We start from the raw sequence: 15,052 nt of genomic DNA on the forward strand, positions 1-15,052 counted from the left end.
AATAATGTTCCAAAAGGTTTAACGCTAATTTAAAAATTAATCAGTTGATGTTATAAATGCTTCTATTTTTTTAACCGCGAGGTGAAATGATGCCTTTAAAGCGCCCACACTGGTACCTAAAACATCGCTTATTTCCTCGTACTTCATATCGTCAAAGTATTTCATGTTAAAAACAAGCCGTTGTTTATCCGGTAGGGTTAGTATAGCCTCCTGCAATTTCCGTTGTATCTGGTCGCCGCTGAAATGGTCTGAGCCCGATAGGGTATCGGCCAGTTCATAGTTCACATCATCCAGCGATACATTGTTTTTTTGCTTTTTCTTGTTTAAAAAAGTAATGCACTCGTTGGTAGCAATGCGGTACATCCAGGTGTATAACTGCGCATCGTTACGAAAGCCGGGCAGGTTTTTCCATATTTTGATAAATACGTCCTGCACGATATCGTCTGCATCGTCGTGGTCAATAACCATACGGCGCACGTGCCAGTATATTTTTTGCTGATACTTTTTCAGTAAAAGGTTAAACGCTTCGTTGCGGGTCTTTTCGTCCCTAAACTTGCTTAATATTTCTTCGTCTTCTGCCTGAATGGCCATCTATTAAAATTTATTCTTTTAAATAAATATAAAGCGTTTTTGTTTGATATATGTTTTAGCCTCTTCTAAATCTACCCCGGCATGGCAGGCTTTTAATCTCTAAAGCCCTTCCGCTAACCAGCGGAGAAGGGGCCGACTGGCTTATAACAGATCGAGCACCTGCTGCGATGAATTTTTTGTATCAACCTTATCAATTACTTTATTGATAATACCGTCGCCGTTGATAATAAAGGTGGTACGGGCGGTGCCCATGTATTTTTTGCCATACATGTTTTTTTCAACCCAAACGCCGTAGGCTTCTACAATGCTGTGTTCTGTATCAGCAATAAGGGTAAACGGCAGCTGATATTTGGTCTCGAATTTTTTATGCGACTTTTCATCATCTACACTTACCCCGATCACTTCAAACCCCTTGCTTAATAACGACTGATAATTATCCCTGAAATCGCAGCTTTCGGCAGTGCAGCCGGGCGTATCATCTTTTGGGTAAAAGTAAAGAATGACATTTTTACCCTTAAAATCGCTTAACGAAACCGGCTGGCCGTTCTGATCGTTAGCCGTAAAGTTTGGCGCTTTATCGCCTTGTTTTAAAGTTGCCATGTTACCTGGTAAATTCTGCTGTGAATGTTGAAACGTTGTCTTTAATATCTGTTACCGAAAATTCATAAGTATGTTTCCCGGCAGTTATTGTATCGTCAAATGTATAACTTAATATTTTAGTTTTATAATCCCACTCCATCAGCACCCATTTGCCGTCAATACGGCCGGTATAGCTTTTAATTCCGCTAAGGTTATCACTTATACGCAGCTTAATTGCCCTTATGCCACGCAGGTTACTTCCGTTATGGATGTTTATAGGTGTAATACGTGGCGCTACAGTATCAAGCTTAATATAATAATCGCCAAAGGTATGCGCTTTAGCCTTTACATACCCATCTTCGTAAGTGCCGCCAATGCTGCCGCTGGCGGCGTTAACTATTACGGCCTTGCCCGCGCTGGCCCCAAGGGTTACATCGGGTTTTATCCACAGGTCGTATTCGTCGTGGATAGGCGTAAATTTATTGTGAATGCGGTGCGTTTGCGACAAAGCCCCGGGTTTAGCCGGCAGAGCGGCATACTGAAAATCCAGATCGTCGTACAAGTTGCCCGGCATAACACTCACCCTAACCTTAACGTTGGCAAACTCGCTTTTCTTATCATAGCGAAACAGTGTTCCGGTGGGCTTATCGGGCATAAGGTTGGCTGCCTGGGTGCTCGATTGTACTTTTAATGTGAGGGTTGATGTATTGCCCGCTATATCCTTTACTATAAACTGCACCTCGTGCAGGGCATCATCATTAAAGGCCATAATACCCCTGTTGATAGACTGCGGGTACAGGGATATGCGGCTGCCGGGCAGTATAAAGCATTTTTGCATCCATTGGCGCGAGGAGATAAACGCGGGGTAATCTATGTAGGCATTAATGGCGTGCGTTTGGTCGAACGCGAACCGCTCAACGGCAAAGGTATACATGGCAATGCCGTCCAGCTTTAGCTCAACCGAATAAAGGCCGTTGCGGTTCATGGATGCACTGTTCATATCGTAAGCGGTGATACCAAAGCCCGTGTTACCGCTAAGGTTTAGTACTTGTGGTTTTAACAAGTGATAATTGCCATTTGAGCCTGTTAAGGCCAAAAACTCTTTTGGTGTTTTATCGCTAAATGGGTTGCCGTTTAAATGATAAATGCCAACAGCGGTAAGGGCAGGCGGCCGCGTATCAGGGATGGTGAGCCCGAACAGTTGGGGGTTGATGGTTTCTTCCGTCAGGCTATCTCTTATCTCAAAATGCAGGTGTGGGCCGGCAGATGCGCCCCTGTTACCTGATATGGCCACAATATCTCCCTTTTGAACTTTAAACAGTCCCTGCGGTACGGCAATGTCTGCCTCGTAGGTTTGGTTTTTGTACTGGTAATCGCGTATGTATTTGGCAACCTGTGGTGTAAAGCTATCTATATGGCCGTAAACGCTGGTATAGCCGTTAGGGTGCGTAATGTACAACGCCTGACCAAAGCCCCCAAACTGTATCCTGACCCTTGATATATAGCCATCATAAACGGCGTGTACCGGAAAACCTATCCGCTGGTTGGTTTTAAAATCAAGCCCCGAGTGGAAGTGGCTTGGCCTGAGCTCGCCAAATGAACCTGCAGTACTTGGCGGCAGGTCTAATGGGTACCTGAACTGGTTTTTTGGGTATTGCTTGCTCTGGATAACATCCTGGGCGTGTGTGGTAATGCTAAAGAGAGCCGAGATAACAGTCAGCAGGGTTCGCCGTCCCGTCATTGCGAGGTACGAAGCAATCTCCTGGTACCCAGGTAGCCGGTATGCAGGACGAAAAAGCATAGTTTTGAGATTGCTTCGTACCTCGCAATGACGGTGATTTTTAAATTTGGCAGCGGTGTTAGTAGTGCTATATCTATTTAACATAAAAATCCAAAAGCTTTTCACCCTCCAAAAATCCTTCCAATCTATCGCCAACTTGTACTTTGCCAACACCTTCGGGTGTACCTGTAAATATCAGGTCGCCTTTTTTCAGGGTGGTGTACTGTGATACAAAGGCGATTATACGCTCAAAAGAAAAAAGCAGGTTTTGAGTATTGCCCTGCTGGCGGGTTTCGCCGTTCAAATCCAGTTTAAAGTTCAGGTTGTATATATCAGCAAACTTAGCTTTTGGTAAAAAGTTGCTTACCGGTGCCGAATGATCAAATGCTTTGGCAAGTTCCCAGGGCAGCCCTTTCTCTTTGTGTTTTGATTGAATATCGCGTGCGGTGAAATCAACCCCAAGGGCAATTTCTTCAAAATAACTTGCCGCGAACTTTTCACTTACGTACTTACCTTCCTTGCTTATCTTTAATACTATTTCAATTTCGTGGTGTATATCCTGCGAAAAATCGGGATGGTAAAACGGCTTGTTGTCCTTTAGCAGGGCGGTATCCGGTTTCATAAATATCACCGGCGTGGTGGGCACGGGGTTATTTAACTCTTTGGCGTGCTCGGCATAATTGCGGCCAATAGCTATTATTTTCATAGATGCCGAAATTATAAACTCTAAATTCTAAATCCTAATTTTAAAATCCTAAGGGTTAAATTCTGAACGCTAAATTAAAACCCTAAAAAGACGTTCCCGTAGAGACCCGGTACTTCGCGTCTTGAACAATATTCCATTCAGACGCGATGTAGCGCGTTTCTACATAAAAATAATAAGGGTTAAGGCGCGAATCATCGCGGCCCTACATTAGATAAGGAGGGGTTAAAGTACCGAGATGCGCTTGTTCACGGATTCGTTTCCAACCACTATCCTGATAAAGTAAAAACCGCGTGACAGTTTGTTGCTGATGTTGTAGCTGATGCTTTGATCGCCAAAATCAACCCTTTGCGAAAACAGGGTGAGCACATTATTGCCCAAAACATCCATCACGTTTACGTTAACAAAGGCACTGCGCGATACGGTATACTTCACATTTATAACATCAGTAACCGGTATTGGGTAAACCTGCACATTGGTAAGCAACTTATCATCGGGCCGCGCCAGGTTAATTTTTGCGGTTGATACCGCAGCCGGTTTTAATGGCGGTAATGCCAGGTGCAGACCGGTTTTTAAGTAAGATGTTTTCGCTTTTGATTTAAGACTACGCAGGTACGAAGTATCGCTTTTTTGCGCGTTAACCCCTTTTGCAAGCGCAAAGTTCACCGCTATTGCCAAAACAATTACGGTAAACCAGGAATTAACAAAAGTAGATCGTTGCACCATAGTATTATATTATTTGCAAAAGTATAAATAAAGCGCTCATCAATTAATATAGTTATGAATTAATAAATAGTTTTAACAAATTTTAACAAAATAACGCTTTATCAGTTGTTCTCGGTTAGTAGACTTATACGGTTGTTTATAGTTTAAGTTGTTAATGGTTTTTTTTAATAGTTTTGTATCGTTTTTTAAATCAGCGTGTCGAACCATAAAGATCTGCAGAAACTATCAGCCTCGGGGCTCCTTATTAGTTTAGGAATAATCTACGGGGATATAGGAACATCACCTCTGTATGTTTTTAAAGCTATCATCGGTACAAACAGGATATCTGAAACCTTAGTGCTTGGAGGCGTGTCGCTCATATTCTGGACACTCACCCTGCAAACCACACTTAAATATGTTGTAATAACCCTGCGGGCCGATAATAAGGGTGAAGGCGGCGTTTTTTCGTTGTTCTCGCTGGTGAGGCGTCGCGCTAAATGGCTTGTTATCCCCGCTATAATAGGGGGCTGCGCATTACTGGCCGATGGTATTATCACCCCGCCAATTACCATATCAGCGGCAATAGAAGGGCTAAGTTCCCGCTACCATAACCTGCCCACCTTTTATATAGTGGTAGGTATCATTACGTTTTTATTTTTTATACAGCAGTATGGTTCTTCAATAGTGGGCAGGGCATTTGGCCCCATTATGTTCTTATGGTTCACCATGATGGGGGTTTTAGGTATTAGCTACATTGTGCAAATGCCATCGATATTAAAAGGCATAAACCCTTACTACGCCTACCAGCTGCTCGGCAGCGATTATAACGCGTTTGTAATTTTGGGAGCGGTTTTTTTGTGTACTACCGGCGCCGAAGCGCTTTACTCAGACCTTGGCCACTGCGGCCGGCCAAACATACGGGCAACCTGGCTATATGTTAAACCCTGCCTGCTGCTAAACTATTTTGGGCAGGCGGTTTGGCTGTTACAGCGTAACGGCCGTAACGATATTGACCTGAATGTATTTAACCCCTTTTACCAGATAATGCCATCGTGGTTCCTTATATTTGGTATAGGCATAGCTACGGTGGCGGCAGTTATTGCCTGCCAGGCCGTAATATCAAGCTCGTTCACGTTAATTGCCGAGGCTGTTAGGTTAAACTTATGGCCTAAAGCCAAAATAGTTTACCCAAGCGACCAGAAAGGCCAGCTGTATGTGCCCAGCATTAACTGGGTGCTTTTTGCAGGGTGTTTAGGCGTAATGTGGCTGTTTAAAAAATCTGAAGCTATGGAAGCGGCTTATGGCCTTAGCATAACCGTAGCAATGATGATGACCACCATCCTTATTTCGAACTTCTTACGGCGAAAAAAGGTACCCATGTATTTTATTGTGATATTTTTTACTATGTACATGGTTATTGAGGGGGCGTTTTTATTGGGTAACCTGCATAAATTTATTGATGGCGGCTGGTTTACCCTGTCAATAGGCGTGGTACTATTTGTAGTGATGTGGACGTGGTATTCCGCCCGCAAGATCAAGAACCGCTTCGTTAAATTTATCGAGATCGACGATTATTTTGACATTATAAAAGAAATGAGCGAAGACCAGACGGTACCTAAATATGCATCGCAGCTGGTTTATATGACGAGCGCTAACTTCAACTCCGAAATAGAATCAAAAATTATTTACTCCATCCTTCAAAAAAAACCCAAACGTGCCGATGTTTACTGGCTGGTGCACGTAGACGTGGTAGACGAACCTTACAAGCGCGATTACGAAGTTGATTTTTTAATTCCGGGTAAGCTCATCCGCATCGATTTTAAACTCGGGTTCCGGGTTGAGCAGCAAATAAACCTGCTGTTCCGCAAGGTGGTGGAAGATTTGGTAAAGAATGGCGAGGTAGATATTACCAGCCGTTACGAATCGTTGCATAAGCATAAAATTGTGGGCGATTTTAGGTTTGTGGTGATAGAAAAGGTGCTGTCGCGATCGCATAACCTGTCGCTGTACGAACGTTTCATTATGTTTATATACGTGCAACTTAAAAAAGTAAGCTTATCGGAAGAGCGCAATTTTGGCCTCGACCTAAGCTTTGTAACGGTAGAAAAGGTACCGTTAATGCTCACATCACCCGACAGTGTTGAAATACACCGGGTAAATTAATTAATAAGTGAGCCTGACTGTATTGATCAGGTTCTGATTGCTGTATAATAAAAATAACAAGAAAGTGTCACATCAAAAGGACTTACAGAAATTAACCGCCGCAGGGCTGCTAATTAGTTTAGGAATAATCTACGGTGATATTGGTACATCACCTTTATACGTTTTTAAGGCAATTGTTGGGTTGGGGCATACCAACTTTTCGCAGCGTATTTCAGAAACCCTGGTAGTTGGGGGTGTTTCCCTCATCATCTGGACGCTTACGCTGCAAACCACCCTAAAATACGTAGTGATAACCCTTAGGGCCGATAACAAAGGGGAGGGCGGTATATTCTCGCTTTTTTCGCTGGTACGCCGCAAGGCCAGGTGGCTGGTTATACCCGCGGTGTTAGGGGGCTGCGCCTTATTGGCCGATGGTATTATTACCCCGCCCATTACCATATCATCTGCGATAGAGGGGCTAACCGCCTATTACCCTAATTTGCCCACGGTGCAAATAGTAATAGCTATTATAGCGGCGCTGTTTATTATACAGCAGTTTGGTACATCGTTGGTAGGTAAGGCATTTGGGCCCATGATGTTTATATGGTTTAGCATGATGGGTGTTTTGGGCATCAACTACATTATTAAAATGCCGGTAATACTAAAGGCTTTTAACCCGTATTACGCCTATCATCTGCTCACCAGCGATTACAACGCTTTTATAATTTTAGGAGCAGTGTTTTTATGTACTACCGGGGCCGAGGCTTTATATTCCGACCTTGGGCACTGCGGCCGTAAAAACATACAGATAAGCTGGATATATGTAAAAACCTGTCTTATTTTAAATTACCTGGGCCAGGCGGTTTGGCTGCTGCAGCACACAGGCCAATCTATTGACTTGAATGTTAACAACCCCTTTTATCAATTAATGCCCCAGTGGTTCCTCATCTTTGGTATCGGCATAGCTACCATTGCTGCTATCATTGCAAGTCAGGCGCTTATATCCGGCTCATTTACGCTTATTGCCGAGGCGGTAAGGCTTAACCTTTGGCCAAAGGTGCGCATCAACTATCCCTCCGAGCAAAAAGGGCAGCTCTATGTACCCAGTATTAACTGGATACTCTGCGCCGGTTGTATTGGCGTAGTGCTTTTGTTTAAGCACGAAGCAAAAATGCAGGCTGCTTATGGTTTAAGTATAACGGTTGCCATGTTAATGACCACTATACTGGTATCCAAATACCTGCAGCGTAAAAAAGTGCCTGCCTATCTTATCGGGATATTCCTGGCCATTTATCTCACTATCGAAGGGATATTCCTGATAGGCAACCTGCATAAATTTTTTGAAGGTGGCTGGTTTACCCTTTCAATTGGATTGGTGTTGTTTACCATCATGTGGTCGTGGTTTACCGCCCGCAGGATAAAGAACCGTTATGTTAAGTTTGTGGAGATCGACGACTACTATAATATCCTGAAAGAACTTAGCGAGGATGATACTGTACCCAAATATGCTTCGCAACTGGTGTATTTAACCAGCGCCAACTTTAACTCCGAGATAGAATCAAAGATCATTTACTCGATACTGCAAAAGCAGCCCAAGCGTGCCGATGTTTACTGGCTGGTGCACGTAGATGTGGTAGACGAACCATATAAAAGCGAATACGAGGTTAATTTTTTAGTGCCCGGCAAACTTATCCGTATCGATTTTAAACTCGGTTTCAGGGTAGAACAACAAATAAACCTGCTGTTCCGCAAGGTGGTTGAAGACCTGGTGAAAAATGGCGAAATTGATATTACCAGTACTTACAGATCGCTAAACAAACACAAAATTGTGGGCGACTTTAGGTTTGTGGTGATAGAGAAGGTATTATCGCGTTCGCATCATCTATCCTTTTACGAAAAAATTATCATGTTCATTTACCGCGGCCTTAAAAAGGTGAGTATCTCGGAAGAGCGCAACTTTGGCCTCGACATGAGTTTTGTGACCGTAGAAAAAGTACCGCTGATGCTTACCTCGCCCGAGAGCGTTAAGCTCGACAGGATGTAGTACTATCTGGCTGGAGGGCAGGTTATATACCTAAAACCTGCTTCAGTTTTACATAGCCGGTTTTGCTTACCGGTATTTTGGCACCCGATTTAAGAATGGCCAGGTGGCTATCTTTTTCGTATGGGTCTAAACGTGTAATTTGCTGTATGGCGATAATGTAAGAACGGTGCACCCGGACAAAGTACCGCGGGTCGAGCGTTTTCTCAAAAAAGGCCATCGTCTTATTTTTCAGAAAAGCGCCCTCGGCGGTTACAACACTTACATAATCGTCGTCGGCCTGCAGGTATTCAACATCCTGTACAGATATGATCTTTACTTTGGTGCCGGTTTTTACCACAATGCGTTCGTTTTGCGCGGGCGACTGGGCAGCTTCCTCCAGCAACGGATTGGTTTTGGTAACCGGGGTTGGGCCTGCGGGGGCCTGCGCCAAAAGTTTTTCAATGGCTTTGTTAAAGCGCTCTTTGCTAAAAGGTTTTAAAAGGTAATCTACCGCGTGCGCTTCAAAAGCCTTTATGGCGTACTCGTCAAAAGCGGTGGCAAATATTACCGCAGGCGGGTTATCTACCAGTTCCAGCATTTCAAAGCCGTTTATTTTGGGCATTTGTACATCCAGGAATATCAGGTCGGGTTGGTATTGTTGTATGGCTTTCAGGCCCTCAAAGCCATCGCCGCATTCCTGCACAACCTCTATCTGAGGGAAAGCCTGCAAATATTCTTGTACAACCATACGGGCCAAAGGCTCATCGTCAATAATTAAAGCGCTGATCATAACTGCGGTATTTTTATTACGGTTGTAAATATATTATCATTTGCGTGAGTTTCCATCAAATCGTTACGGGCAAATATCAAATAAAGCCGGCGTTGTACCCCGCTTAAACCAAAACCTGTGCCTTTGCGGGGCCTGCTTGTTTTTGGGTCGTACGGGTTTTGTATCATGATGACCAGATACTGGTCCTCTGTTTCGGCGCGCACGCTTATAGTAACCTCGTCGGTAGTATCGTATAAACCAAATTTAATGGCGTTCTCTACCAATGGCTGCAGCAGCAGCGACGGCAGCGTTGCTTCGCCGCATTTGGCGTCGCAGCTAATTTCGGTTTGCAGGCGGTGCCCAAAACGTACCTTTTCTATCTCAAGATATAAATTTAAATGCGCAAGCTCATCGGTGAGCGGAACCAAAAGCTGATCGTCTTTCTTAAGTGTGCCACGTAAAAAGTCGGATAACTGGTGTATCATTTTACGGGCCAGTTCGGGCTTAAAACCAATAAGCGCGTTTATAGAGTTTAAGCTGTTAAATAAAAAGTGGGGCTGCAATTGTTGCCTTAGGTTATAAAGCTCGGCATCGCGGGCAAGCTTTTCGGCCTCGGTTTTACGCTCAACGGTTTTTTTATGGTCAAGCTGCGAATACCACAGGGCGCTGATCATAGCCATCCATCCAATAGCAAGGAACAACGTAAAGAACCTAATGACCAGCGATTGCTGCAGGAAATTGAAATATACCTGCCCCATATTAAATAGCGGCATTATGTAACGGCATCCGGCAATGCAGGCGGCGGCCAGGGCCGCGCACCAAATTAACAGGTATACATAGCTTTCCTTATCGGGCTGGTAGTAGCGCAGGTTGTTGTTGATCAGCCAGCATGCGCCTGATAACAACATAGCGCTTACGGCACTGTCGGTGATGGCCGTTATCCAGGGGAAACCAAAGCTATGTATGATATAGGCTTGCAAGGCAGCCCAAACCAGGCCGCAAACCGCGAAGGCCCCAAGTAATTTTGATTGTGATATTTGTGATTCCGTCAAAACTTTTACTTAGTTAGGTTTAGTTTTTTGCACCCAGCAGGGCGCTTTTATGGTGTGCCCAGGCAATGTAAAGGTCCGGGTCAGGTGCTTCATGTATGTTGTAGTAAAGTTCGGTGCCATCTGTTAAACCACTTAAAGCGTTTAGTTCGGCAACATCAATAAATTGCCATTTAACAGTTTGCTTTTGTACGTTTAAAAAGCTGTCCTGGTTTGCATGGCCAATCAGGCTCGCTTTTTCGTACGCCTGTATTTCGGTATCGGCGTTTATCAGTCGCAGTTGCTCGTCAAACTGCGCGTTATGGTCGCCATTGCCGCTTATTACCCTGAAAACTAATTTTGCTACATACCAGTTCATAAGATACCTCCTTTAGCCTCACCCAATCCTCCCCAAAGGAGAGGACTTAAAAGGCGCTGTTTGTTATTTAGCCTCATCTAAACCCTCTCCAAAGGAGGGGGCTTAAAGGCGCTGTTTGTTAAACCTCACTCGATCTCCAAAACAGAGCGTTAAGTGATCTTTTAGTTCCCTTTATCAATAGCTGCGGATATCGATCCCTGCAAATACCGATACTCCTTTTAATACCAAAACTTTATCAGTAGTGCTGGTTTTGGCCTGTTTTATTCTTTTATCATCAACGCCAGCAAATACAGCTGCAAGGTCGGGCACTATATGCCAGTTGGCCGGAACTATTATTTTTGTACCGCCAAACATTTGGGTAATGTCAATAATAACCCGTCCGTGAATATCTGCCTGTGTAAAATCAAGCTCGGTACCACCAAAAACATTCGTGATATCGCCGCCCCTGAAATTTTTTGACAGGATGGTTTTATTAACCCCGCCAAAAATGGCGGTAGCGTTTAGGAAGTCGTCTTCAGAGGGAGGGGGCATGCTGCCGGCAGGATTTGCTGTTTCTTCGCCGGTGCCTTCGGTATCAAAATTTGCCAAAGGTTTATCGCCTGTGTAAGCGTCAGCGCTGTATTTTTTATCCCAATAAGCGGTGTTTTCTGTATGGGCTTCACCTCTTTTCCTCATGATGATCCAGAGACCAAAAGCGATCAGCAATACCGGCCATGTAACCGCGGTTACGTCAAAACTGGGAAACGCCTCGTCAAGTAAATTGCCTACGCCGATAATGACCAGTATAAACCAAAACGGTTTACGGAAGTTGTGTTTGGCGCCGTAATAAAGCCCCCAAACGATAACCCACATGGGCCAGCTGAACAGCCAGCCGGGGAAAAAGAAAAAGTTGAATTGTTTTATAAGCAGTATACCGCCCACTGCCAATAGGATTACCCCGGCTAAAACCTTGTTTTTTGGGGTGCGGTTTAAATCGTTTATATGATTGGACATGGTATTGTTCTATTTAATGTTAACCAAAACTAACTTAAGATTGCAGATATGCAAACTCAATATTGGCAATATCATTAAAGTAGTCGGTAAGGGGGTGTAAATTGTCGGTAAAAAATTTGGGCGATGTTTGTAAACGCGAAGTATCGCATCTCTACGCTGGATGTATTTTATAACGAAGTTTTGCGGCTGTCTTAATGTAGAGACGCGATACTTCGCGTCTTAATAAATAATTCAATAGTAAAATGTCTTCACCATCCTAAAGAAGATGCGAGGTATCGCGTCTCTACGATTTGTAAAGATTTTCGAAATTTCTGTTATGATTTTCCCACCTGTTAGGATTATCGTAAATATATTCTCGGATATTTAGATATTCATTTTGATCTCTGATAACTCTGTCGTAATATCGGGGTTGCCACAAAAAATCAATGTTGTTTATCTTAGCATATTGCGTTACCGAAGATTTGTACCCTCTTATGATTGAGGCCAAATTTTTTGATTGACCGCCGGCCTTATTCACTTCCCAGGTTATTTTATCCGGCTTATTGATGAATAAAATCCCATGGATATGATCAGGCATAATTATAAATTCATCTAATTCTACATAGGGGTGATATTCAGGAATCTTTAACCAGTTACAATATGCAACATTAGCAATAACTGTTTTCTGCAAAGATGCCAAACCAGCAAAGTCTGTTTCAATTTCTCCAAAATACTGGATACGATCTTTTGTACAGATGGTCACAAAATACAAAGCGTGCGACCCATAGTCCCAACCCTTTAAACGGGTCGATGGGATAAGGTATCGTTCTTTGTATTTATCTTCCATATCGCATAGAGACGCGATACATCGCGTCTTAAGGAAATGCAATATAATCCAATTTTCCGTAGGGACACGATACTTCGCGTCTTAATAAATAGTGCAAAAATAAATTGTTCGTTACCGTCCTTAAGGAGACGCGAAGTATCGCGGCTCTACAATTCACGAATATAATACATCACCCAATAACTACACCGCCGGCTCCTGCTGGCTCAGGCAATGGAAACTCCCCAACCCCCAGATAATATCGGTCGAATCGATACCCACAACCTTCCGGTCGGGGAAGCAGCCTTGTAAAATATCCAAAGCCTTATCGTCATGGTGCGAACGGTAGGTAGGCACTACCACAGCGGCATTGCCAATGTAAAAGTTGGCGTACGATGCTGGTAAACGCTGGTCGTCGTATATCACCGGGTGGGGCATAGGCAGCTCAACAATGTTCAGTTGCTTGCCGTTTAACAGGCGCATGGTCTTCAGGCTTTGCAGGTTCTCTTGCAATATATGGTAATTCTCGTCGTTTTTGTTTTCTTCCACAACGGTAACCACCGTATCGGTGTTTACAAAGCGGGTAATATCGTCAATGTGGCCGTCGGTATCGTCGCCAACAATACCATCCCCCAGCCAAAGTATTTGCTCAACACCGTAGTAGTTTTGCAGGTAGCCTTCAATCTGCTGCTGGTTCAAATGTGGATTACGATTTTTATTGAGCAGGCAGGCGGTAGTTGTAAGCAAAGTGCCCGCGCCGTTAAAATCAACCGAGCCGCCCTCCATTACAATACCGGGGTTATACACCGGCAGGTTAAAGTGGTTGGCTATTTTGGTTGGGATAACATCATCCAGATCGTACGGAGGATATTTATCGCCCCAGGCGTTATAACCCCAATCAACAATTACCTTCTCCTTGGTTTGGTAGTTCACCAAAAAAGCCGGACCATGATCGCGGCACCAGGCATCGTTTGTTCCAAACTCAAAAAACTCAACCTTGCGCAGGTCGGCGCCTACAACATCCAATTGTTGTTTGGCAAAGGCCGCCATTTGCTCATCAACAACGTTAATGCGCACTATTTCGCCCTCGGTAAGGATCTTAATAAATTCGGCATACTTACCGTAGATCAAACCCAGTTTACCCGGCCACGAGGCTTCTTTATGCGGCCAGCTAAGCCATGTGGCAGTATGTTTAGCCCATTCGGCGGGGAAGTGGAATCCTGCTGTCGCAGGATGGTCGATAGTCGATGGTCGATAGTCCATGGTAATTTTATAAAGTATGTCGAAGAGCAGTGATCATCTTGCATAATGCCTGATAATCGTCATAAAGCTTTTGGAAATCTGTATCATCGATTAATTTTCTTCGTTTGCCAATGAAGAGGCATGATACGACCTCTATAGCAGACCTTAGAGCATATCCCAGAAACTGCTTAAAGACCGCATTTGTTTGGCCCGTACAACCCTCTGCGATGTTTAATACTACAGAATCAGCCGCTCTCTTAATTTGAGCAGTAAGCACGAACAACTCATCTTTTGGAAAGTTGATTTTTGTCAGCGTGTTAACTTCATCAGTCAAATCTAATGCCTTTTGCCAGACCTGAAGATTTTCAAATTTAAATGCCATGGGTGGTACTTGCTATGGTCTATCGACTATGGTCCATGGACTAATCGTTATCTAAAAGTCTCTTCGTAATCGGCTGATAGCTGTCTATCCTTCTATCGCGCAAAAACGGCCAGTGGCTGCGGTAATAATCAGATTGGTTAAGGTCAAGTTCTTTAACAATTACCTCTTCCTGTTCCACAGTGGTTTGGTGCAAAATTTCTCCAAACGGATCAGCAAAGAATGACCCGCCCCAGAATTTTACGCCGGCTTCTTCGCCCGTACGGTTTACGCTTACCACGTGTACGCCATTGGCAACCGCGTGCCCGCGCTGTATGGTTTGCCAGGCGTTGTATTGTTTTATGTTGGTTGCTTCGTCCTGCGTATTGGCCCAGCCAATAGCGGTAGGGTAAAACAATATCTCAGCGCCCATCAATGCGGTGATGCGTGCAGCTTCGGGGTACCACTGGTCCCAGCAAATTAATACGCCTATGGTAGCGAATTTGGTTTTGAAAACCTTGTAACCCAAGTCGCCGGGTGTAAAGTAAAACTTCTCATAAAAGCCGGGGTCGTCGGGTATATGCATTTTACGGTACTTGCCCAGGTAACTTCCATCGGCATCTAACACCGCGGTAGTGTTATGGTAAACGCCCTGTGCGCGTTTTTCAAATAACGAGGCTATGATAACCACGCCCAGCTCTGCCGCTACTTTCTGTAAAGCATCGGTTGAAGGGCCGGGGATAGGTTCGGCCAGTTTAAAGTTATCGTAATCCTCTACATCGCAAAAATACAACGATGTAAAAAGCTCCTGCAGGCAAACAATCTGCGCACCTTTGGCGGCAGCTTCCCTAACTTTTACAATGGCCTTATCCAGATTTTCCTGCTTATTTGCCGTGCAGCTCATTTGCACTATACCAACATTTACCTTACCCATATCTGATAAAAATTTTGCGCAAAA

Annotated in this window: 15 protein-coding genes; 2 read left to right on the forward strand and 13 right to left on the reverse strand. The window is 44.1% G+C overall.

What is annotated here, in order from left to right:
- Positions 1-36: 36 nt before the first annotated feature.
- The 5 genes from HDC91_RS17655 to HDC91_RS17675 form a co-directional block, all read right to left on the reverse strand.
- The gene (locus tag HDC91_RS17655; RefSeq protein ID WP_183554448.1) at positions 37-591 is read right to left on the reverse strand and encodes an RNA polymerase sigma factor; all 555 of its coding nucleotides are present in this window, start codon (positions 589-591) and stop codon (positions 37-39) included.
- A gap of 141 nt (positions 592-732) precedes the next feature.
- Positions 733-1,191, reverse strand: a complete 459-nt coding sequence (gene bcp / locus HDC91_RS17660; protein ID WP_183554450.1) for a thioredoxin-dependent thiol peroxidase — start codon at positions 1,189-1,191, stop codon at positions 733-735.
- 1 nt (position 1,192) lies between these two features.
- On the reverse strand, positions 1,193-2,971 hold the full coding sequence (locus HDC91_RS17665; RefSeq protein ID WP_255476786.1) for a M23 family metallopeptidase: 1,779 nt from the start codon (positions 2,969-2,971) through the stop codon (positions 1,193-1,195).
- Between the two features lie 73 nt (positions 2,972-3,044).
- A complete protein-coding gene (locus tag HDC91_RS17670; RefSeq protein ID WP_183554453.1) occupies positions 3,045-3,656 on the reverse strand; it encodes a fumarylacetoacetate hydrolase family protein in 612 nt (203 codons plus the stop codon).
- Positions 3,657-3,878: 222 nt separating this feature from the next.
- The gene (locus tag HDC91_RS17675; RefSeq protein ID WP_183554454.1) at positions 3,879-4,379 is read right to left on the reverse strand and encodes a T9SS type A sorting domain-containing protein; all 501 of its coding nucleotides are present in this window, start codon (positions 4,377-4,379) and stop codon (positions 3,879-3,881) included.
- A 195-nt stretch (positions 4,380-4,574) separates the two neighbouring features.
- On the opposite strand from HDC91_RS17675, the gene HDC91_RS17680 reads away from it, so the two are divergent.
- Together HDC91_RS17680 and HDC91_RS17685 are read left to right on the forward strand one after the other, a co-directional pair.
- Complete coding sequence (locus HDC91_RS17680; protein WP_183554456.1) at positions 4,575-6,521, forward strand: KUP/HAK/KT family potassium transporter; 1,947 nt, start codon at positions 4,575-4,577, stop codon at positions 6,519-6,521.
- 64 nt (positions 6,522-6,585) lie between these two features.
- Complete coding sequence (locus tag HDC91_RS17685) at positions 6,586-8,544, forward strand: KUP/HAK/KT family potassium transporter (protein WP_183554458.1); 1,959 nt, start codon at positions 6,586-6,588, stop codon at positions 8,542-8,544.
- A 22-nt stretch (positions 8,545-8,566) separates the two neighbouring features.
- Here HDC91_RS17685 and HDC91_RS17690 read toward each other — a convergent pair whose 3' ends face one another.
- The 8 genes from HDC91_RS17690 to HDC91_RS17725 all read right to left on the reverse strand — a co-directional run bounded on the left by HDC91_RS17690 (position 8,567) and on the right by HDC91_RS17725 (position 15,028).
- On the reverse strand, positions 8,567-9,313 hold the full coding sequence (locus HDC91_RS17690; protein WP_162433055.1) for a LytTR family DNA-binding domain-containing protein: 747 nt from the start codon (positions 9,311-9,313) through the stop codon (positions 8,567-8,569).
- Positions 9,310-10,344, reverse strand: coding sequence for a sensor histidine kinase (locus HDC91_RS17695; protein ID WP_221262258.1), 1,035 nt, complete (start codon positions 10,342-10,344; stop codon positions 9,310-9,312). Before HDC91_RS17695 ends, HDC91_RS17690 begins: the two co-directional genes overlap by 4 nt.
- A 19-nt stretch (positions 10,345-10,363) precedes the next feature.
- The gene (locus HDC91_RS17700) at positions 10,364-10,699 is read right to left on the reverse strand and encodes a DUF4288 domain-containing protein (protein ID WP_162433054.1); all 336 of its coding nucleotides are present in this window, start codon (positions 10,697-10,699) and stop codon (positions 10,364-10,366) included.
- 174 nt (positions 10,700-10,873) lie between these two features.
- The gene (locus HDC91_RS17705; protein ID WP_183554460.1) at positions 10,874-11,692 is read right to left on the reverse strand and encodes a LiaF domain-containing protein; all 819 of its coding nucleotides are present in this window, start codon (positions 11,690-11,692) and stop codon (positions 10,874-10,876) included.
- 283 nt (positions 11,693-11,975) lie between these two features.
- Entirely contained in the window at positions 11,976-12,518 is a 543-nt protein-coding gene (locus HDC91_RS17710) for a transposase (RefSeq protein ID WP_183554462.1), read from the reverse strand.
- A gap of 180 nt (positions 12,519-12,698) precedes the next feature.
- Complete coding sequence (locus HDC91_RS17715; RefSeq protein ID WP_183554465.1) at positions 12,699-13,757, reverse strand: agmatine/peptidylarginine deiminase; 1,059 nt, start codon at positions 13,755-13,757, stop codon at positions 12,699-12,701.
- A gap of 7 nt (positions 13,758-13,764) precedes the next feature.
- A complete protein-coding gene (locus HDC91_RS17720) occupies positions 13,765-14,118 on the reverse strand; it encodes a four helix bundle protein (RefSeq protein WP_183554466.1) in 354 nt (117 codons plus the stop codon).
- Between the two features lie 40 nt (positions 14,119-14,158).
- Complete coding sequence (locus tag HDC91_RS17725) at positions 14,159-15,028, reverse strand: carbon-nitrogen hydrolase (protein ID WP_183554468.1); 870 nt, start codon at positions 15,026-15,028, stop codon at positions 14,159-14,161.
- Between the last annotated feature and the right edge of the window lie 24 nt (positions 15,029-15,052).

The organism is Mucilaginibacter sp. AK015 (genome assembly GCF_014200785.1).
Taxonomy (GTDB): domain Bacteria; phylum Bacteroidota; class Bacteroidia; order Sphingobacteriales; family Sphingobacteriaceae; genus Mucilaginibacter.